Origin of the sequence: Brytella acorum (assembly GCF_029309905.1) — a bacterium.
GTDB lineage: Bacteria > Pseudomonadota > Alphaproteobacteria > Acetobacterales > Acetobacteraceae > Brytella > Brytella acorum.
This window is the reverse complement of sequence record NZ_JARBJP010000001.1, coordinates 73908-94469: the sequence shown is the minus strand read 5'-3', so window position 1 is coordinate 94469 and position 20562 is coordinate 73908. Positions and strand designations below refer to the sequence as shown.

Below are 20562 nucleotides of genomic sequence, written 5' to 3'. Positions count from 1 at the left end.
ACACATCATGGAAAAGCGTATTCGCAACGCCGCGCTCGCCAGAAAAGTGGTGAGCGCCCATGAGGCCGCAAGCTACATCTCCGACGGCATGACCGTCGGGATGAGCGGCTTCACAGGATCGGGCTATCCCAAGGCCGTGCCGATCGCTCTCGCCGAGCAGATCGCGGCGGCGCACGCCAAGGGCGACCCGTTCAAGATCCGTGTCCTGACGGGCGCGTCGACCGGCCCCGAGCTGGACGGCGAACTCGCCAAGGTCAACGGCATGAGCTATCGCACGCCGTTCAATACGGACCCGACCTGCCGCAACCATATCAACAGCGGTGAAACCGATTTTATCGACATCGGGCTGGGACAGGTCGCACAATACGCCGAACAGGGCGTTCTGGGCGACATGGACGTCGCCGTCATCGAAGTGTCGGCCATCAACGAGGACGGCACGCTCGTTCCTTCGTCGTCGGTCGGCAACAACAAGACGTGGCTGGAGCAGGCCAAGAAGGTCATCATCGAGGTCAGCCACTGGCAGAGCATCGACCTCGACGGCATCCATGACATTTATTACGACTACGGTTCACCGCCCTCGCGCGGGCCGATCCCGCTGTCCAAAGCGGGAGACATCATCGGCAGGCCGTACCTCGAATGCGATCCCTCCAAGATCGTGGCCGTGGTCGAATCCGATCATCCGGACCGGAACGCACCGTTCAAGGCACCCGATGAAGGCGCGAAGCACATCGCAGGCTACGTGCTCGACTTCCTTCAGCATGAAGTGAAAAAAGGCCGTCTGCCGCCTTCGCTCCTGCCCCTTCAGTCCGGTGTCGGCAACGTCGCCAACGCCGTTCTGGCCGGGATGCTGGATGCGCCGTTCGAGGGCATGACGGCGTTCACCGAAGTCATTCAGGACGGCATGCTCGACCTGCTCGACAACGGAAAGCTCTCGGTCGCCTCGGCCACGGCGTTTTCGCTCAGCCCCGAAGCCGCCGAGCGCATCAACGACAACATGGCGCGCTACCGTGGCCGCCTGATCCTGCGTCCGCAGGAAATCAGCAACCATGTCGGTCTGATCCGTCGCCTGGGTTGCATCGCGATGAACAGTCTCATCGAATGCGACATTTTCGGCGCGGTGAACTCCACGCATGTCATGGGCTCGCGCATGATGAACGGGATTGGCGGATCGGGCGATTTCGCGCGCAATGCCTATATCTCGATCTTCGTGACCCCCTCGACAGCCAAGGACGGGAAGATTTCGTCGATCGTGCCCCATGCGTCGCATGTCGATCACATGGCGCAGGACAACGATATTCTCGTGACCGAGCAGGGCCTCGCGGATCTGCGCGGGCTCTCGCCGCGCCAGCGTGCGAAAAGCATCATCGCCAACTGCGTGCATCCTGACTACAAGCCCCTGCTCGAAGATTATTACGAACGGGCGCTGAAATCGTCCTATGGGCTCCAGTCGCCCATGATTCTGAACGAAGCGCTGTCGTTCCATCAGCGTTTCGTCGAAACCGGCAGCATGCTACCGGGCTGAGACTGAAGGCGGCCTGGCGGAATCCAGGTCGCCTTTTTCGTATCTGACCAACGCGACGGCTCCGGGTGGACGTGTGACGAACAAGACCGCACAGTCATCCCGAACCGTTGTCCTTATTTAGCGGAATCCCAGCCATGTCCTCCACTGCGCAAGACCGTCCCGATGTCGTCCTGATCGGCGCCGGCGTCATGAGCGCGACGTTCGCAGCGCTGCTGCGGTCGCTCGATCCTTCCCTGTCGATCGTCGCGTTCGAGACTCTCGACGCCTGCGGACTGGAAAGCTCGCAGGCGTGGAACAATGCGGGCACTGGACATGCCGGAAACTGCGAACTCAACTACACCACCCAGAAGCCGGACGGCACCGTCGATATCTCCAAGGCGCTCGACGTCAATGCCCAGTTCGACCTCTCTCGCAATCTGTGGACCTATCTCGTGCGCCAGGGCTGGATCGAAGATCCGGCCTCCTTCATTCGCCTCTGCCCCCATATGAGCCTCGTCTGGGGTGCGAAAGATGTCGCCTTCCTCAAGGCCCGTCATGCGGCGATGTCCTCCCACCCCGCTTTCGCGGGTATGGAATACTCCGAAGACCCGGCCACCATCGCTCGATGGGCGCCCCTGACCATGCAGGGCCGCAATCCGGACCAGCAGGTCGCGGCAACGCACTATGCCGGTGGTACGGATGTGGATTTCGGGGCGCTCACGCGGGCACTTTTCGGCCATATGGAAACGACCGGACAGGTCACGACCTTCTACAATCACAAGGTCACCGGCATTCATCGCGAGGCCGACCAGCGCTGGCGGATCGCGGCGCGCGGCCAGAATGGTACCGCGCCGGTTTCCGTCTCGGCGCGCTTCGTGTTCATCGGTGCGGGCGGGGCGGCGCTCGAGATGTTGCAGGCCGCGAATATTCCCGAAGCCCAGGCCTATGCGGGCTTTCCCGTCAGCGGCCAGTGGCTGCGATGCGACGACCCTGCCGTCGTCAGCCAGCACCGGGCCAAGGTGTACGGCAAGGCCGCCGTCGGCTCACCGCCCATGTCGGTCCCTCACCTCGATACGCGTATCATCGGTGGCAACTCCCATCTCCTGTTCGGCCCCTATGCCGGTTTCAGCACGAAATTTCTCAAGACCGGTTCATGGACGGATTTCTACCGCTCCCTGACTCTCAAGAATCTCATGCCCACGCTCCAGGTCGCGGAAGACAATTTTTCTCTGGTCAAATATCTGGTGCAGCAGGTTACGCAGAGCAGCGGCAAGCGCTTTTCCTCGCTGCTGGATTTCTATCCCAAGGCTCATCAGGATGGGTGGAAACTCTCGGTCGCCGGACAGCGCGTGCAGATCATCAAACCGAACGAGCAACATCGCGGCACGCTGAAATTCGGCACCGAGCTCGTGAAAAGCGCCGACAAATCCCTAGTGGCGCTCCTGGGAGCCTCACCGGGCGCTTCGGTTGCGGCCGCCGTAGCCCTTCAGGTCATCGAAACCTGTTTCGCCGACCGCATGAGCGATCCGGCCTGGCAGGCGCGCCTGCATGAGATCTTCCCGATCTACGGCGTCGATCTGAAGTCGGACGCGGAAGCCCTGATCGCCAACCGCAAGGAAACGGGCGCGGTCCTCAAAATCTGAAGGCATCCCTGTCGATGCAGGGCGTATCCTCCAATCAGCGGATAGTATCTCCGTTTGAAATATCCGCTTAAGGGAAAGCAGTCCAACCGCTTTGGAGCGCCCAGTCGACATGAGCGGCCATTTTTAAGTAGGCCCTGATGATCGAGAGATTATACCATATTTCTAATTATTGGGCCGTCGAACTGCGTTAGAGTCAACGTGCCTAGGAAATAGTCATGCTCAAAGACTCTGGTAATGGCGAGACAAAGCTGCAAGCGATGTCCTACGTTTTTCTGTGTATTTTGCAAAGGCTTGATGAGGCACAGCCCGGTCTCATAGCGGACGTCCTGGGGGGCGTAAGAGCGGATCGGGAGGCTTCACTTGCACAATCTCCCGCCGCCCTGCCAATTTTCGACGAAGCTATAAAGTTTCTGGAGCGCGCCAATCAGCAGAATGGGACTTAGCACCCTTGCTATATCGCATGATCGAGCATCAGCATTAGCCAGGCTCTCTCTGCCGGGCCGACCGCATACTTCTGGCTCTCGTCGCCTACGGTGGCCTGAGGTGGATAAGGTCCGCTTTCGGAACTTACAAAAGCAAGGTTGAATAGCCGGGTTGTAAGCGAAACCCGAATCCCACACTGAGACACGACCCGTCAGCGATGCGTCTTGACAAACAGGTCGCCGCGCCCAATCGTTACGATATGATACTTTTCCACGGCGCGCACCCATGACTGCTCTTTCCGTCAGCCATATCTCCAAAAGCTTTGGAAGCAAGCTGGCTGTTGACGATCTGAGTTTCTCCGTCGCGGAAGGGGAAACGTTCGGTTTCCTCGGCGGCAACGGCGCGGGCAAGACAACCTCGCTGCGCATGATGCTGGACATCATCCCTCCCGATCGCGGCGAGATCCGCGTTCTCGGCCGACCGGCGGCGCGCGAAAACGCCACGCAGATCGGCTTCCTGCCGGAAGAGCGCGGTCTTTACCGCAACATGACGGCGCTCGACACGCTGATCTATTTCGGTCGTCTCAAGGGACTTTCGGGCACGGATGCACGATCGCGCGGCCTGGCACTTCTCGAACGTTTCGGCCTGTCGGGCGAAGCCAGGAAAAACATCGCAAGCTTCTCGAAGGGAATGGCCCAGAAGGTGCAGATCGCAACGGCGCTGATCAACCGTCCACGCCTGCTGATGCTCGATGAGCCCTTCTCCGGTCTGGACCCCATCAACCAGGCGCTTCTGGAAGACGAAATCCTCCGCGCCTCGCGTGAGGGCGCGGCGGTCCTGTTCTCGACCCATATCATGCAACATGCCGAACGTCTCTGCGATCGTCTGCTGATTCTCGTGAAAGGTCGCAAACGGTTTGAAGGCACGCTGTCCGAGGCGCTGGCAGGCGTGTCGGGAAACGTCACGCTGTCCTGCCGCGCCGACCCGACGGCGCTCGCGGACGTGGCGGAAGCCCATATAGCGGTTTCCGAACATGCGTCCGACCCGGAATGGAAGCCCTGGTCCGTCGCCCTGAAGCCCGGCCGCACAGCTGCGGATCTTCTGGAGACGTGCACGCGGGAAGGTTTTGCCCTGCGGAGCTTCGAACTGCCGCGTCCGACGCTCCATGACGCGTTTATTGCCATTGCGGGCACAACCTCTGCCTCCGGTCCGGAGTATCCGGCATGAAAATTCCCCGCCTGAACTGGCGTCATGTGCTGCTGGTGGCATCCCGCGACTTCCGTCAGACCCTGCGCACCCGAAGCTTCTGGCTCACTGTCTTTCTCATGCCCATGCTGCCGGTCGTCGGTGGTCTCGCGGGGAGCCGACTGGCCGGAGACAGCGAACGCGAGAAAATCGTCGTCATCGATCCTGACGGCCATATGGAGCCCCGTCTTGCCGCCGCGTTGCATCGCGTGGCGCCGGACATCGACGTCACACCCGCGCCCGAGGCGCTGACGAAGCTCCAGACGGAAGCTCTCGACGACGCCTTCAGATCCTACATCGCACCTCCCAGAGAGGACCCGCATCCACCCAAAGGCTACGTGATTGCCGTTCCTCGAAACTTTCCCAATGACGTTCATGTACGGATCTGGGTGAGCCACAATCCCGGCCATACCATCATCACGACCATCAACGACGTGATGTCGACGGGCATGCGGGACGCGGCCATGACCCAGGCCGGTCTTTCACCAGCGGAAGCGGCCCGCATCAACGCGCTGGAACCGACCCTCTCGACGCGTATGCCGAAACACGGCCTGTCGGATGCGACGCTCGCGAAAATCGCGCCGACGGCTCTCGCCTATATCCTCATGCTGGCGGTCATCATGAGCGCGCAATGGTTGCTTCAGGCGATGGTGGAGGAGCGCTCCGGCAAGCTTCTGGAAGCTCTACTGGCCTGCATCACCCCTGACGAACTGCTTTGCGGCAAGCTGATTGCGACGCTGGAAGCCCTCGTCGTGCTGTTTGCCGCCTGGATTGGCGCGGGACTGCTGGCCGCCGCCATTTTATGCCCCCATCTCGGGCTGTCCTTCACCCAGATCGTGGCCCCGCTCACCTCGCTGCGCATGCTGATCGGCGCGCCCTTTTTCCTGCTGACCGGATCGGCCGCCCTTGCATTGATATGCCTCGCCATCGGGGCGCAATGCGAAACGCTGCGAGAAGCGCAGGGCATGATGATGCCCGTCATTTTCGTGCTCATGTTGCCCGTTCAGATGCTTCTCCAGATGCAGGTCGCGGGCACGGCGACCCAGGCGGTCGCTTTCGCACGGTGGGTGCCGATCTGGACGCCCTTCCTCGACCTTCCCGCGCTCAGCACCCAGGCCGATTGGAGCATTTTCGCTCAGGGCGGACTGCTTCTCGGCTTCTGCATCCTGGAGGCCGTCGTGCTGACACGCGTCTTCCGACACGCTCTGCTGCGGAATGACACGGGATCAAAATGGGGATCACTTGTAGCGGCGTTGCTGGGTCAGAAAGATCGCGCTTTGTAAAGGGGACGCGAGAACCTGACCGTTGCGGCATTGTCGTCTGGTGCGACGTGAGAGAAACACCACGCGTGAGAGACAAGTACGACAGTTTCAACTGCGGGGACGTTTTGACGGCATTTGTGATGATCCGCCTGACCTACCTGGTCCGCGACGGCTTTGAGGCAGGATGAAGAGGAAACGTCGGGCGGCGGGGGATGCGCGGATGGAGCTTTGTTGAAAATGGGTCGCAATTCCGTCATTCGAATTGAAGGACCAAGGAACTGACGCGGAAGAATGGCCTCCTGGAGCGAAAAATTCGGACTTTTGTTTCAGAAGCATAGAAACAAACTGGAAGCTTCCGTCACCAGACGATCCGTGCCGGGAGCCTCCGCCGCCGATCTGGCGATGGACGCCTTCACCCGTATCTACGTCGCAGGACCTAGCGCAACATCCGACGATCAGTGCGGATGCTCTATGTCGTCGCGCGTAATGCGGCTTACGATGCCCACCGTCACAATCAGGTCGTCGTGGCGTCCGCCGACACAATGGCGAGTCTTTACGGGGGCGCTGATCAGTGTGATCCCGAGAGATACGCGTCCGCGCGCGAAACGCTCGGGGTCGTCGATCAGGCTCTTTCGACTCTGAGTCCGCGATGCCGGGAAATATTCACCCTGCGTCGTGTTCACGGTCTGTCTTCCACCGTTATCGGCAACCGGTTCGGTATTTCACAAAGCGCTGTGGAAAAAATGTGGCCAGAGCGCTCCGCGCCTGTCAGAACGCAGTTGAGAACAAGTCATAACTGAAGAATTACCGTCGGTCGTTTTATGCAATCATGCACTTGCAATGGACGCGAACGGCCGGCGAGGCGTCATATATGACATCGTCTCGACAGCCCACTGAACGTCAGAAGGACGACGCCGCTCTCTGGGTCGCGAAACTGTCAGATCCGCATGTCACTATTGTGGAGCGGCAGGCCTTCCAAGCATGGCTTGACGAGATCCCCGTCATCATGGCGAAGCATTTTTTACTGTGCGGCATGATGAACGCAATCCGTTTTCCGTAATCGCTCACGGCTTCGATATTCAGGACGTCGGGACCGAATTCGATGTTTTGCAACGGAGTGACGGGATCCGTGTGTTTGTAAGCCAGGGCGCTGTGGATGTCAGTCGACATGGCGAGGCTGTCACGCCGACGCTACATGTCGGCGACGAGGTGATTCTTTCTGACGATAAGTCACGGACACTGGGGACAGATGTGCCGGATATCGCACTTGCCTGGACATCGGGGCGCCTCGTTGTGGAAAATACGTCTCTGGCCGCCTTTTCGGACCAACTGCAACGTTATAGCCGACGGAAAATCGTGGTTGCCCGTATGCTTCGTCCGCGTCCGATATCCGGGACGTTTCCGCTCACAGATCCGGACGGCGCTCTGACCACCGCGGCCGCTTCCATTGGCGCGCATGTCATTTTCCTCGGCCCCTGGCTTGCCATCGTGCATTGACGGTCCCGATAGGGTCAGGTTGATAAAATTAACCAAAACAATCCCATAGAGCATTTTCGGTTTAAAAAAGGCTCGCCTTCAAAAAGGGTTTGATAATTCTTCGCATTCGCAGATGCGGAAAAACCTCTCTCGCCCGTTTTGGAAAGTAGGAGAGGGCATGCCGCCCCCTGATTACGGGAACAAGCGAGAGAGCTTAGATGCGCCGTCAAAAAGGGTTTTTCTGTCGCAAGAACGCGCTGAGCAGCATCACGGCGTTGGCTTGTCTGGCGGGTCTTGAAGTTGTCTGTTCGCATCGAGCCAGCGGCGCATCGGTCACGCAGTCCTACCGCTTTAACGTTCCTGCCAGTTCTTTGGCCGTCGCGATCGCGCGGATCGGAAGCGCGAGCGGAGCAAAGATCGCATACTCATTTTCCTTGCCGCCGAATATTGTCAGCCGTCCAGTCACTGGATCGCTGACAACGGAAGCCGCGCTTCAGCAGGCTCTCGCGGGATCTGGCGTCGGGTTTGTTGCAGGTCCCGACGGTTCCTTTCTGCTGACCGCGCCCTCTCATTCCGCCATCGTCCTTGGCCCTATTCGCGTGCGGGGTAATCTGCCTCTGTCGCCTGGCGGCAATCTCCGCAGCCCCAGCGGCGATTCCGTGGCTCGTCGCCTGAATCCCCCAACGACCATCGGCTCCAAGGACCCCGTGAGTCTCCGAGAAATTCCGCAGTCGGTAACTGTCATCACGCAGGATGAAATCCAGACCCGCAATATGCTGACCGTCGATGACGTGATACAGGCCACGCCCGGTATGACGATCGCCGTAGTCAATCCAAATGATACTATGTATTCCGCGAGAGGTTTCCCCCTGACAGCCATTCAATTGGATGGTGTGCCGACGGTCATTCCCGCAGCAGGTCAGAGACGAAGCCCTGCCCTCCTCCCGCCCCTCCCTCTCATGTCACGTCTCGTCGCGGGCATTCCAGAAAGCCTGCCTTACGCCGGGAAGACGCTCCACCTTCTCCACGGCTTCATCCAGCTCCTTGACATTGACTGCGGTGGGGAAGAGCGTCAGTTCGATCTCCATCTCATCCGAACCCAGCGGATGGCTGTCCACCTGGCGAACCGGGAAGCCGGTATCGTCGAGGATGCCGAGAATATCCTCCCGAATGTCCGCGTTCAGATTACGCGCGCAGATCACGTACACCACATATAGAGCTTCGCTGCTTTCTTCGCTGAACGGGCGGCGATTGATCTGATTGACCAGTGGACGCAGAAGGGTATTGCTGGCGACGACGAAGAGGGCGCCGAGCACGGCCTCACCCAGTAAGCCAGCCCCCGAGCAAGCGCCGACCGCCCCAGATCCCCACAACGTCGCCGCCGTGTTAAGGCCGGAAACACTGGCCCCTTCCTTCATGATCGCACCCGCGCCAAGGAAGCCGATCCCTGAGACGACATAGGCGACGACGGCGATCGGCGTTTGCGAACCATGGTCGATTTCAAACAGGCGCGCGCCCAGCGACACGAAAATGGCCGCGCCGACGGAAACCAGCGTATTTGTCCGCAACCCGGCGGTGCGTTGGCGCAACTGCCGCTCGACACCGATCAGAGCGCCGAGGATAAAGGCTGTCAAAAGCTCGACAAACGTCGTTGCGAGCGACGCCAGACTGCTGAAATGAAGATCAAGGATCAAATCGGGACTCCTGAACAGATCGGCCCCGTCCATTTGGACACTAACCGGCTGAACCGGAGAATATAGAACTTTTTCATCGCAGTCGTGGCGCGACCTGCGCCCATTCATCGTCCCTCATGTCATGCGGGTAACGTTTCATGTCGACCTTGGCACGCGCTCTCAGGCGAGTGAGACGCCGCTCAACGTCAAGGCCAAAAGACGGCTTCACGCTCAAGAAACGAAAGGTGGCAGGACACGCCCCTGGTAAGCACGCGCCCTGCTCTGCGCCCTGAACTCAGCGCGAGGAAGCCACACACGCCACCGCAGCGAACCGCATCAGGCGCTGCCTGATTTCCTCCAGTTCCTCGCCGCTCTCGAGACGCGGCGCGCAGTAAGTCGGCGGTGCGGTTACCGCATCGGGGTAGAGACCGGCATATTCATGCGCGTTGAAGAACATGCCGCGAGAGCCATCATCGATGAAAGTCTCGGAAAGGGCCCCTTCGGCGAAAATCACGTCATGCGTCTCGAGTTCGAGATGCAGGTAGGAAATCGCCCCGACGGAGCGCGCCTGCGTGATGCCCTCGCCGTTCACGAGACACCCAGCCGGGATGAGCTTGCCGTCCACATACATCGCGTGAAGTGGCGAGACCGTGAGATCGCGCTTTGGCAGACCGTTCCCAAGCGAACCCGCCTCGAACGTCACCGGCAGGATATCCCTCCGTCCCGCGACGAAGCAACCGTCATAGGAACGGCGCCCGATCCATTTCAGATCACGCAGTTGACCGCCCATTGTTCGCAGGCGATCGCCAATTACCAGATCCTCGATGCGCACCTCACCGCGCTCCGTCTCGATCAGGGTGCCCGGGCAATAACAGGGCGTGCTGTCCAGAACAACCGTGACGCCGCCGTAAGACGCAGGATCGATGTTGAAATAGAGACCCGAATAATCTCCAGCGAGATCGATATCATAAGACTGCCCGTCATCGGCGACGGTCAGAATATCGGTCGTCGCATCGAAAGAAACGGCTGTCGTGGCATCAACGCTAAGACCCGTCAGAACAAGTTCCGCGCCAGTTTCGAGGTGCATGGCCTTCACACCCCCCGTATCAGTCATAAGCACGACGCCGCCGGATTGAATCGTGGCATCCACCAAGCCGGCGCCAGCACTGATAATGGCGGAACCTCGACTTTCGATCATGGAAGCGCTCGCCACGCCGCCGGAAGCGATCATTTCCTGACCGCGTATTCCGAATGTCGCAGAAAGGCTGACGCCACCGGAATCCACATGCTGTGCGGCTGATACAAACATCGCGTCGGACGAAATACCGCCGGAAAACACATGTTCCAGTCCCGCAATGCCGGAAATGGTCGTTCCGACGGCTCGGCCCCCCGCGTAGATATTTTCAGACCCCAGAGAGTAAAGCGTGGTTACGGTACCGTCGATTTTGGTGTCACGCGTCGTGCCGCCGGAAAGAACATAGATGGCATCTCCGATGACGGTTGAAAGACCGCTTGCGTCCGCGCCGACGACATCGCCTCCGACACCGTCATGATAGACGACCACACCGGTGGAAATGACCCCGCCACCGGAAAGAACCGTTCCGTTGACATGATTATCGCCCAGATCAACAAGATAGCCGCCGGATTCAATCGTGGTGCCGCTAACGAAAGAGCCGGACGACGCAATCAGGAAGCCGCCGGACTCAATGTCAGTCAAAAAGGCCCCGCCTCTCCCGGAGACAAAAACGCCACCGCCCGACTCAACCAGTGCGCTTTCCAGAAGAGACCCGCCACTCACCCACACTTCACCACCGAGTTGCACGTCGGTATCAAGGGCCGCGCCACCAGCGGCGAGCGATTGATGAGAGCTCATCGTGAGCGTCGTGTGATGCGCGACAGCTTCAGCAACAACTCGCTGATTGTTACCCGCTCCGCCGGTCAGACCGCTCACGACCGTATCGTATGAAACGCCGTTGGAATAAAGAGACTGCGTGCCGCCAATCACGACAGTGCCGTAAGCCACACCGGAGGCGCCCACGGCTTCTGTCGGGACGTAATGTCCGCTTCCCTTGACGATCGAGCCGGACGTCACACCGCCCTCGATCACCTGCATCTGTGCGCCGCCGCTCAAAACGATACCGGAACCCGCACCTTCCATAAGCAGGAAGTCGCTGAAACGCCCGCTGGCGACAACATCGACTGCCGTTGCACCGGACAGAACATCCAGTTCCGCGTTTGCTCCGATCGTACCGGAAGAAATAACGCCGCCGGACTGAACTTCCGTCAGCATGCCGGCTGCCACTGTCGCGTTAAGCAGCACGCCACTATCGAGCACCTCGATCAGGCCCGAACCATTTTCGACGAGATTTTCCGCTACGCCGGAATAATAGCTGGGACCGTTATGCGCCACGAAAACGCCTGTGGAGACAACGAGACCACCTCCATTGTCAGTGTCAGACACCGTACCACCCGCATCCACGACGATACCACCTGATGCAACTTCGACACCCGAAACGATCGAGCCGATCCTGGCGATAATAGCGGCACCCGATGAGACGACATCCGTCTGCGCAACCGAACCACTCTCGAAAATACCAATCGCACCAGATGTGAATGTCGCGCTCGAAACCACCGCGTAAAAACCGGCATCCAGCTGGCCACCACTCGTGACAGTCCCACCGACGATGGCACCGTCCGAGACACTCACGACACCAGCGTCTCTCGTGCCGGATGCAGACCCATGGCTGATGAGCATGGTGCCCCCCGATGCCACGACGGTGTTTGCCGCCCACCCACCGTCAATGATCACCTGTGACCCTGTAGCCTGCACCGTTGCGTAGTAAGACGATCCGCCGGAAACGGTTTCGAGGCTGCTGCGTCCGATGATGGTACCGCTGTCCACGCCACCCGAACGCACTTCCATCGACGCGAAGGCGACGAGCGCCGTCGCACTCGCCACGCCACCACTTTCGACATCGAATTTTCCGAGCAGGTTGACCGCCGCCGAGAGACTTTCCCCGCCGTTATCGACGATCTCCTCACCCCCACGCATGATAGCGTCCCCGGACGCAACGCCGCCATCGAAAATGGAAACGGCGGCTCCGCTACCGACCGTCGCAGAGAGTAGAAGGCCATCCCGCATCACGATGGCGTCGGCGTCCGTCAAATTCTGACCGCTCGTCGTATCCGACGCATAGGTCGTTTCAGATGAGACGATGAGCACCCCGGAGGACACCACGTGACCACCAGAGAGAACTGTATCGCTGATAGTCGCCCCTTCGACGGCAACGATATAGGCACCGCTCGAAACGATGCTCCCCGCGGCACTACCACCTATCACCAGTCCGAGCGCGCCGGTCTCCAACGTCACGCCTGACGTCACCGCTCCACTCGACACCACAACCGTTCCAGAGGATTCAACAACGCCGCCCGACGCAAGGCCGCCGCTCAGCATCAGTTCGCCGTCGGCCTTTATATACGCACCGTCGACCTCACCATGAGCGCGCACAAGAATTGTGCCGCCGGAAGCCACGACAGCGTCCTGAGCCCGGCCTCCGTAGTTGATTTCCAGCAAACCGCCGTTCTGTACCGTTGTCGTGGACACCACGCCTCCGGCGTCGACATACACTTCGCCTTCGATGGCGCCGTTCCTCGCCAGACCGCCGGACATGACGAATTCAGCAGCACCCGCGCTGACGAATCCGGAAACGTCCAGACCGCCATTCTCGATCATTTCCAGGCCGCCTGGGGCAATCGTTCCCGACGAAACTACACCGCCTGATAGGACAATGAGGGTCTGCCCCGAGCCAACAAACATACCAGACGATACGACACCAGAACTTACGACATCAGCACACATGGAACGAATCTCACATGATTTCGAGTTAGAAAGACTGTGATGAAAACAGTATATTATTTCTATTAAAACACGCTCTCTCTAAAGAACGATAAAGACGATTGCCTCTCAGGCAGAGTGAAAAACATGATCAAATCTTCAACAGAACAACAATCCTTATGGATATTCCCGCGATGCAACATTAATTATACGGAACGTTTATTGCAAATAAAACTCTAAAGCGGTGCAATACATAAGACGCATCAAATCTCGTCGAACCCTAACAGACCCTAAAATCGTCAGAATATAATCTGAAAATGGATATTTTTGGATGAAAACAATCTTAACAAATACAGTCTATATTCAGACAATTAGAGAAAAATACATTATGCCGCTCGAATACCTCAGTCTGGACACCTTAGACCACGATCAGAAAAGACCCAATTCCCCTCATTATTCACGTTTAAGTAAGCATAGCACATATGGAACTCAATACTTTCGCGTCAGGGATGTGGTTGCATTTCTTATAATGCATTAATTTTCTGTATCTCACACGTCATCATCTCACAATAAAGATTCACGGCACACTACGTTAAGTTTTCGTAACATGAAAATATCGAAAACATATCGTTCTGAATGATGACAAAAATTCACGCCCAGCACACTCAGATGAACGGTCTCGATCACTGTTTTTCATAGACTTATTGAGGAATGCATCTTTTTCACGCCGACTCGCCAGGCATCATATATGTTCCGATATAGGAATGGGAACGACAATTATGTATGAACGACACTGACCAGACCAATCCTCACGGTCGCCCGAATGCGATCGAAATATCCGTCAAATACATGGAGAGCGTCCGGATGGTGAATGACATGATCAGGTCGAACGACCAGGACTTCGAACCGCCGGATCGGGTCTGTATCCGATCAGAACGGAACAATGCTTCAAGCCGAACGCCGCGCCGCTTCAGACCAGCAAGACGATATTCAACATCCCTCTGATGCTCAAACCACGAAAAGAAGAAATTATGGGGAGTGACCCAAATTCTGGGAAGTTCCGAACACTCCGTATAAAGGAGGCTCACCAGCCTAGGCGATCCAGGGCGGAGACAGGCGCCTGAAGAGGCTCCCATCCCCGTGTCTGAGCCCGTGTCAGCCTGGCGTTCGCGTCATAATGATGAACGGTCGGCAGGATTTTCTGGACCTGAAGCCCCCCGATCGCCGCGAGAAGCTGGGCTTCGGCGACGATCGTATCGTGCCGGCTCGCCGCGAGATCGACCTGCGCCGAACGCAGGTTTTGATCGGCGTAAAGAACATCCGTCGTGCTTCTCAGACCATAGCCATATTCGAGCTGGTAGCCCTTCAGCGTTGTCTGGCCGGAACGAACCTGCGCTTCGCCCGCGCTGATCTCCTGCTTGCCGTTTTCCACCGCACGCCAGTTGGTCGTCACGGCCTGAATGGCGGTCCGGCGGGCCAGTTCGACATTCTGCCGGGCCAGCTCGTCCTTCTCGCGCGCCTGCCGGATCTGCGAATTATAAAGATCGCCATTATAGAGCGGCTGAACCAGCGATACGGTACCCGCAAGCTGCTCGCCATACTGACTGCCGTGAAAAGGAGATGCGGGACCGATCGTTCCGAACGTGCCCTGCACCTGAATTTGCGGCCCCCACTGCGATCGCGCCGTGTCGATGTCCGCTTCCGTGGCCGCTTTGGTTTCGCGCATCTGTTCCAGTTGAGGGCTCATCGCGGACGCCATGCCGACGGCCTCGTTGATGGACGCCGGGAGCCCCGGAAGCCCCGTCGGCATCACCAGATTCCTGGGCTCCGTTCCGATAACCGCCTGGAACGTGGCCACCGACGCCGCAAGCGTCGCACGCGCCTGCGCCAGCGCCACCTCCGCCGAACGCCGCCGCGTCTCGGCCTGCTCGACATCCGTGCGCGTCACCTGCTCGGAAGGGATTCCGCCGAGATTGTAACGTGACGTCGTGATCTTGACCTGCTCCGCCAGCATGCCGAGATCGGCCTTCCGGACATCGAGAATATACCGGTCTCGCAGGACATCCATATAGGCGGTGATCGCCTGCGTAAAAACCTGCGCTTCCGTCAGGCGCAACGCATGTCCCTCGGCCCGCGAACGCGCATCGGCGGCGCGCACGGTGTTGGCCGTATGTCCGAAGGAATAAAGTGTCTGTTTCGCATACAGATAACCTTCAGCGGAATTGGACGTCACCGAACCCAGCCCATAGGCGGAACTATAGGGGCCCTGCTGGTAATTCGCATCCATATTCATGGAAATCGTCGGTCGCCACGCGCTGCGCGCCTGCGCGGAGTTTTCCGTAACCGCCCGCTGATTCGCCTGTTCTCCCAGCAAAGTGGGATTTTTGCTGTAAGCCAGAGCAAGCGCCTCCTGAAGCGACTGGGCCGATGTGCTCCCCGGCATGGCGGCTACCGCCAGCGCGGCGAAAAGAATGGCTGTTTTCATCGTCGAAATCATTCCAGTGGCGAGAATGTCCGGCATGAGAGTCCACGCGGAACGTTGCTCGAAAGAATCAAAAAAAGGCGTGCGCGCCATCATGGAACTTTCGCCTCAGGGAGAGCCGAGCGCGACGGAAGGTGCACTCCATGCCCCTTTGCGAGCCTGAAGAAGCGTCGTTACGACCGCGAGCATCGCGACCGTCAGAGCCGTCCCCAGGAAATAAAAGGGCGATAGACTGATCCGCTGGTCAAAACCGGCGAGCCAGACACGCATCGCCCACCACGCGACCGGCCACGCCAGGCAGTTCGCCAGAAGCACGGGTCGCAGGAACTGGAACACGAGAAGGCGCATCACCTGCCCCGCCGTCGCGCCGAGAACCTTGCGCACGCCGATCTCGAACAGGCGTCTCTGCACGTTGAACGCGGCGATGCCGTAGAGACCGACGCAGGAAATGAAAAGCGTCAGAAGAGAGGCGATGATCATCAGCGTCCCGCGCTGCTGCTCCGGCCTGGTATCGTCGCCGACGATCTCCTCGACGCTCCGAAGATTCAGGGTTGCCTCGGGGAACACCTGTTTCCACACGACCGCCACGGCGTCACGCACGGCATTTTCCGGCGCGTGATCGAAACGTATGGACAGAACGCCATGGCCGATGGGTCCGGAAACCGCATAATAGAGAGCAGGCGCCACGACCGAACGGCTATCCCTGAGGCGCATGTCCGCCACCACGCCGATCACGGTCTGCGCCGTCTTTCCCTGAAGGAAGATCGGCTGTCCCAGGGCGCTGGCCGCATCGGGAAAGCCCAGGGCGCGGACGGCGGCTTCGTTGAGAACGACGTTATGCGCGCCGAAACTGAAATCGGATGCCCCGAAATTCGCGTCGAACGGCGCGATCGGCATCGGACGGCTGTCGTGATCGGTCCCTGCATCGAACAGACGTCCCGCCACCAGATGCGCGCCGAACACCGGAAGCGCCGACGGACGGGTTCCGATCACACCGACAAACACGGAGGTCTGGCGTCCGGGGCGTTTCGCATCATAGGACAGACCGGCGGAACCACCGCCGGGCGCGTCATCGGAAAGCGTGACATCCGCGATGCCCGGCACGCCACGCAGGGCATCCACGAGACGCTGCTGACGCTGCCGACTGGACGGATCGTCCGGAAGGATGTCGACCAGAAGGCCGGACTGGCGAAATCCGCGATCCATCGTCTGAAGCAGATGCGTCTGACGCCAGATCACCACCGTGCAGATCGTCAACGCGATGGCGAAGGCGAACTGGATGACGACCAGCCCTTCCCGCAGGCGGCTCCCGAGACGGCTGCTCCCCGGCAGGCGCGCGGAAGCCAGCACAGCCGCTGGCCGGAACCGCGACAGAAGCCAGGAGGGATACGCGCCCGCGCAGGCCCCGCCGATGATCGCCGCCAGCAGGAGAAGCGGCAGCGCGAATGAGAAATCAAGCCTGACGGGCCAGCCGCTCAAGGTCGCGATCCACGGCAGGGCGAGCTCCGTCGGTACGAGCGCCAGGCAGGCCGCCAGCAACGCCAGCCCGATCGCCTCTCCCGTAAACGACAGGGCAAGCATGCGCGGCGTGGCGCCAAGCACCTTGCGCATGGCCACGTCCCGCGCCCGCGTCGCCGCGAGCGCCGTGGAGAGATTGACGAAATTGATCAGCCCCGCGAGAAGCGCCAGAACGCCGATGACGCCAACGATGATCGGCAGGCGTTCGTCCGTGCCGCCCCAGCCGATCGTCGCATCGAAGAAATGTACGTCATCAAGCGGCCGCGCCTGGACGACATAGGGCCGCGCCTCGTCAGCCGACAGCCCCGCCGCGTGGCGCTGGACCAGCCCCTTGAGAAGTGTGGGCAACTGCGCCGCGACGGACGGCGAAAGACGGACCCAGACTTCGGTGTCGTTCATCTGCCAGAGATTGTAGCCGTGAAGCGCCTCGGACGAGGACGGCACGATCACATCGAAATACGGCGTCGTGTTCGACGGCATATCTTTCAGAACGGCGGTGACATGCACCTGCCGACGCTGCCCTTTCTGACTGATTTCGAACGTCCGGCCGAGAATGCCGTGGTCGGTGCCAAAAAATCGACGCGCCAAACTCTGCGTCAGGACGACGCCATCTGGAACCAGCGCCCGCGCGCGTTCACCTTCGATCAGGGGCAGTTCGAAAACGTCAAAGAAATGCGCATCCGTGCGCGCGATGGTCAGATCCGTCGCGACGCCGTGAACGAGCACCGTGGCGTTGGAAAAACCGCGCGGAATGGCCGTGGCGCGCCAGTCCGGATGTTCAGCCCGCACCGCGTCCAGCAGACGGATGCTGGAGACGGAGGCTTCATGATCGCGGTAGGCGTCGAGGCGATAGATGTTCCCGGCATCCGGAATCCAGCGATTGAAACTGAACTCGTAGCGCACGATCAAAGCGAGCGTGAGGAACGTGGCCATGCCAAGCGCCATGCCAAGAACGTTCAGCGCCGTGAAAAGGCGACGTCGCATGATGCCGCGCCAGAAGGCGAGAGCAATATGACCAAGCATGGGCGTTACTCCGCGCGCAGGGCACGCGCGGGTTCGGCGCGTGCGAGGGAAAGCGTCTGACCGATGACCGTGCATGCCGCAATCAGCAGGGCGCTCGCGCAGGCCATGAGAAACAGCGAGGACGTCAGGGGAATGCGTTCGTCAAAGGCCGACAGCCACGCGCGCATCGCCATCCACGCGACCGGACAGGCCAGCAGGCAGGCGATCACGACAGGCCGCAGGAAATCTCCGAGCAGCAGGACGATGATCTGCCGCCCCGTCGCGCCAAGCGTCTTGCGAATACCGATTTCATGCACGCGCCGCGCCGCCGAAAACGAAGCGAGGCCGTAGAGGCCGAGGCAGGCGATGACCAGAGCCGCCGCCGCGCCGAACGAAAACAGGCGGCCGCGTTTTTCGTCGCCGCTGTAATAGGTCGCCATGCGGTCGTCGGCGGCCACGAAATCTCCCGGCTGATCGGGTTCCAGCGCCCGCCATGCACGGTTGAGACGTTCGGCCATGACAGCCCGGGTCACGCCCGCATAGCGCACGGCCGGAATGGGATCGTCGAAAGGCGCCGCCGTCAGGGCATTGAAATAGGTGATCTGCGGCTTGACCGGGTCGCGCGGCGACAGAAAACGGATGTCATCCGTCACGCCGACGATGCGCGCTTTGACCTCCTCCGTGCTGACGATCTTGTCCAGGGCGTCTGCCGGCGAGGCAAACCCGAACGCCGCCACAGCCTTCGCATTGATGACGACATTATAGGTCGTCACCCCGGCCTTGATGCTCGCTTTGGACACGCCTTCGTCCTGCCCGCGCGCCGGATCGAACCACCGCCCGGCCAGCAGACGCGGTCGATAGGCTTCGAAATAACCCGCGCCCACACGGTCGCCAAGCAGTTGAACCTCGAGCATGCCGTGCGGGCTGGCCCAGCTATAGGTGCTGTTGTGGAGGCTGGGCGCGTGGGGTTCGAGTTCGCCAAACCCCGCGGCCGTCACGCCGGGCACGGCGCGCAGGGCATCGAGCATGCGCCGCTGCCTCGCGATATCTTCAGTCCGGAGCTGATTGCCGATCAGCAGTCCCGATTTCGCGTAACCCTGATCGGCGTTGCGCAAAAAAGCGGTCTGCCGAGAAATGACGAGCGTGCAGATGACGATGCAGATCGCAATCGCGAATTGCGCGGCGACGAGAACGTTCCGGAGCCGGGCCGCATTCCGCCCGCCAGACGGCATCCGCGTCGCCGCGAGAACGGCGGCGGGCCGGTAACCCGACAGGACGGTGGCGGGATAGAAACCGGCCGCGAACGTGCAGACCGGCACGAGACCCCCGAGAACAGGCAGAACGAAGCGATAATCGACCCGGACCGCCTCGCCCATCAGGCTCGCGACTTCAGGCATGAGCAGTTCGCACAGGGCGAGACCGAGGATCGCGGAGACGACGATCAGGACACACGCCTCGCCCATGAACTGAACGAAAAGCTGCTGGCGGGACGCTCCAAGCGTCTTGCGCACGGCCACTTCCCGCGCCCGCAGCACCGCACGCGCCGAGGCGAGATTGATGGCGTTCGCACAGGCGAGCCCCAGCGCCAGAAGACCGATCAGGCCGATGCTGTTGACCACGTTACGGTCCGCGCCATCCTCGATATCCTGCACGCCCATATCGTGAAACCGGGTCGTGGTGAGCGGGTGGAGGGAAAAGCCCAGCGTCTTTTCCGGGTTCGCACCCCATGCGATCGGGTCGTTATCCGGGCCAGCCGCCCGGCGCGCCACGAAATCGCGCAGCCGCCCATTGATGTCAGCAATGTCCGCCTGCTGGTTCACGCGCAGATAGGTCTCGCCGCAACTGCTGCCCCAGCGAAGGAAACACGAGCGGTTTTTTTCCTCCTGCGGTGAAATGCGAATGAGGATTTCGGCGTCGTCGCGGAGGAAACTCGGCCCGTCAGGCAACTTCAGGACACCCGTGATGGTGTAGAGGGATTTCGTTCCGGCCCGGTTCATCTCGATCGTGCGTCCCACCACGTCAACCGAGCCGAACAGCGTCATCGCCGTGCGCTGGGAAAGGATGGCGGCATCGGGCCGCGCCAGGGCATCCGCGCTATTGCCGTTCAGAAGCGGCAAGGCGAACACGTTGAAAAAAGAAGGATCGGTCGCATAACCGTCAAAAGCCGTATCATGGCCGTCGCGCGTGACGCGGAGCGTCGTCCCGACGAGCCGCACAGCGTCATGGATCTGCGGGAAATCCTGTCGCAGGAACGGCAGGGCATGGAACGTCGTATCCGCGCTTTCGCTCGGCGCGGTTCCAGGCTCGGTGACATGTTCGTCGATCCGCACGATATGGGCGACATCCGGGATCGTCGCGTTATAGCTGTATTCATAGCGAACCAGCAGGGCGAGGATCAGGAACACGCCAATGCCGAGACCCAGACCGAGCACGTTCAGCGCGACATAAAGCGGATGCCGACGCGCCTGACGCACCACGCTGCGAAGGATCGTTGGAAGCATG

The 20562-nt window shown here is 60.1% G+C and carries 12 protein-coding genes and 2 pseudogenes; 9 read left to right on the top strand and 5 right to left on the bottom strand.

Going from position 1 to position 20562, the window contains the following annotated elements:
- The first annotated feature begins 7 nt into the window (after nt 1-7).
- From PWM43_RS00405 to PWM43_RS15395, 9 genes and pseudogenes are all read left to right on the top strand, one after another.
- Nucleotides 8-1522, top strand: a complete 1515-nt coding sequence (locus PWM43_RS00405) for an acetyl-CoA hydrolase/transferase family protein (protein ID WP_289840598.1) — start codon at nt 8-10, stop codon at nt 1520-1522.
- A 134-nt stretch (nt 1523-1656) separates the two neighbouring features.
- Nucleotides 1657-3144: a malate dehydrogenase (quinone) gene (mqo, locus tag PWM43_RS00400; protein ID WP_289840597.1), complete on the top strand. Its 1488-nt coding sequence runs from the start codon at nt 1657-1659 to the stop codon at nt 3142-3144.
- A 215-nt stretch (nt 3145-3359) separates the two neighbouring features.
- The gene (locus PWM43_RS00395) at nt 3360-3587 is read left to right on the top strand and encodes a hypothetical protein (RefSeq protein ID WP_289840596.1); all 228 of its coding nucleotides are present in this window, start codon (nt 3360-3362) and stop codon (nt 3585-3587) included.
- Nucleotides 3588-3852: 265 nt separating this feature from the next.
- A complete protein-coding gene (locus PWM43_RS00390) occupies nt 3853-4794 on the top strand; it encodes an ABC transporter ATP-binding protein (RefSeq protein ID WP_289840595.1) in 942 nt (313 codons plus the stop codon).
- Entirely contained in the window at nt 4791-6095 is a 1305-nt protein-coding gene (locus tag PWM43_RS00385; RefSeq protein WP_289840594.1) for an ABC transporter permease, read from the top strand. The genes PWM43_RS00390 and PWM43_RS00385 overlap by 4 nt, the downstream gene beginning before the upstream one ends.
- Nucleotides 6096-6538: 443 nt before the next feature.
- Entirely contained in the window at nt 6539-6874 is a 336-nt protein-coding gene (locus PWM43_RS15405) for an RNA polymerase sigma factor (RefSeq protein ID WP_289843549.1), read from the top strand.
- A 29-nt stretch (nt 6875-6903) separates the two neighbouring features.
- Nucleotides 6904-7134 (top strand): FecR/PupR family sigma factor regulator, encoded by a 231-nt coding sequence (locus tag PWM43_RS15400; RefSeq protein ID WP_394355998.1) that lies wholly within the window; start codon nt 6904-6906, stop codon nt 7132-7134.
- A pseudogene (locus PWM43_RS00375) lies at nt 7092-7571 on the top strand (FecR family protein); the annotation flags it as partial. The gene PWM43_RS15400 and the pseudogene PWM43_RS00375, both read left to right, overlap by 43 nt.
- Nucleotides 7572-7768: 197 nt before the next feature.
- A pseudogene (locus PWM43_RS15395) lies at nt 7769-8446 on the top strand (TonB-dependent receptor plug domain-containing protein); the annotation flags it as partial.
- Nucleotides 8447-8512: 66 nt separating this feature from the next.
- Here PWM43_RS15395 and PWM43_RS00370 read toward each other — a convergent pair.
- The 5 genes from PWM43_RS00370 to PWM43_RS00350 all read right to left on the bottom strand — a co-directional run bounded on the left by PWM43_RS00370 (nt 8513) and on the right by PWM43_RS00350 (nt 20561).
- Entirely contained in the window at nt 8513-9244 is a 732-nt protein-coding gene (locus PWM43_RS00370) for an MgtC/SapB family protein (protein ID WP_289840592.1), read from the bottom strand.
- 274 nt (nt 9245-9518) lie between these two features.
- Nucleotides 9519-12956, bottom strand: coding sequence for a Hint domain-containing protein (locus PWM43_RS00365; RefSeq protein ID WP_289840591.1), 3438 nt, complete (start codon nt 12954-12956; stop codon nt 9519-9521).
- A 1186-nt stretch (nt 12957-14142) separates the two neighbouring features.
- Nucleotides 14143-15543 carry a TolC family outer membrane protein gene (locus PWM43_RS00360; protein ID WP_289840590.1) on the bottom strand — a complete coding sequence of 467 codons (1401 nt, stop codon included), beginning with the start codon at nt 15541-15543 and terminating at the stop codon, nt 14143-14145.
- A gap of 105 nt (nt 15544-15648) precedes the next feature.
- On the bottom strand, nt 15649-18081 hold the full coding sequence (locus tag PWM43_RS00355; protein ID WP_289840589.1) for an ABC transporter permease: 2433 nt from the start codon (nt 18079-18081) through the stop codon (nt 15649-15651).
- A gap of 5 nt (nt 18082-18086) precedes the next feature.
- Complete coding sequence (locus tag PWM43_RS00350) at nt 18087-20561, bottom strand: ABC transporter permease (protein WP_289840588.1); 2475 nt, start codon at nt 20559-20561, stop codon at nt 18087-18089.
- Between the last annotated feature and the right edge of the window lies 1 nt (nt 20562).

What these genes read in the sequence shown, in the direction of transcription:
- PWM43_RS00360 (WP_289840590.1), bottom strand. Translation starts at nt 15,543, where the DNA reads ATGAAAACAGCCATTCTTTTCGCCGCGCTGGCGGTAGCCGCCATGCCG.
- PWM43_RS00385 (WP_289840594.1), top strand. Translation starts at nt 4,791, where the DNA reads ATGAAAATTCCCCGCCTGAACTGGCGTCATGTGCTGCTGGTGGCATCC.
- PWM43_RS00395 (WP_289840596.1), top strand. Translation starts at nt 3,360, where the DNA reads ATGCTCAAAGACTCTGGTAATGGCGAGACAAAGCTGCAAGCGATGTCC.
- PWM43_RS00390 (WP_289840595.1), top strand. Translation starts at nt 3,853, where the DNA reads ATGACTGCTCTTTCCGTCAGCCATATCTCCAAAAGCTTTGGAAGCAAG.
- mqo (WP_289840597.1), top strand. Translation starts at nt 1,657, where the DNA reads ATGTCCTCCACTGCGCAAGACCGTCCCGATGTCGTCCTGATCGGCGCC.
- PWM43_RS00350 (WP_289840588.1), bottom strand. Translation starts at nt 20,561, where the DNA reads ATGCTTCCAACGATCCTTCGCAGCGTGGTGCGTCAGGCGCGTCGGCAT.
- PWM43_RS15400 (WP_394355998.1), top strand. Translation starts at nt 6,904, where the DNA reads ATGCACTTGCAATGGACGCGAACGGCCGGCGAGGCGTCATATATGACA.
- PWM43_RS00365 (WP_289840591.1), bottom strand. Translation starts at nt 12,956, where the DNA reads ATGATCGAGAATGGCGGTCTGGACGTTTCCGGATTCGTCAGCGCGGGT.
- PWM43_RS00355 (WP_289840589.1), bottom strand. Translation starts at nt 18,081, where the DNA reads ATGCTTGGTCATATTGCTCTCGCCTTCTGGCGCGGCATCATGCGACGT.
- PWM43_RS00405 (WP_289840598.1), top strand. Translation starts at nt 8, where the DNA reads ATGGAAAAGCGTATTCGCAACGCCGCGCTCGCCAGAAAAGTGGTGAGC.
- PWM43_RS15405 (WP_289843549.1), top strand. Translation starts at nt 6,539, where the DNA reads ATGCTCTATGTCGTCGCGCGTAATGCGGCTTACGATGCCCACCGTCAC.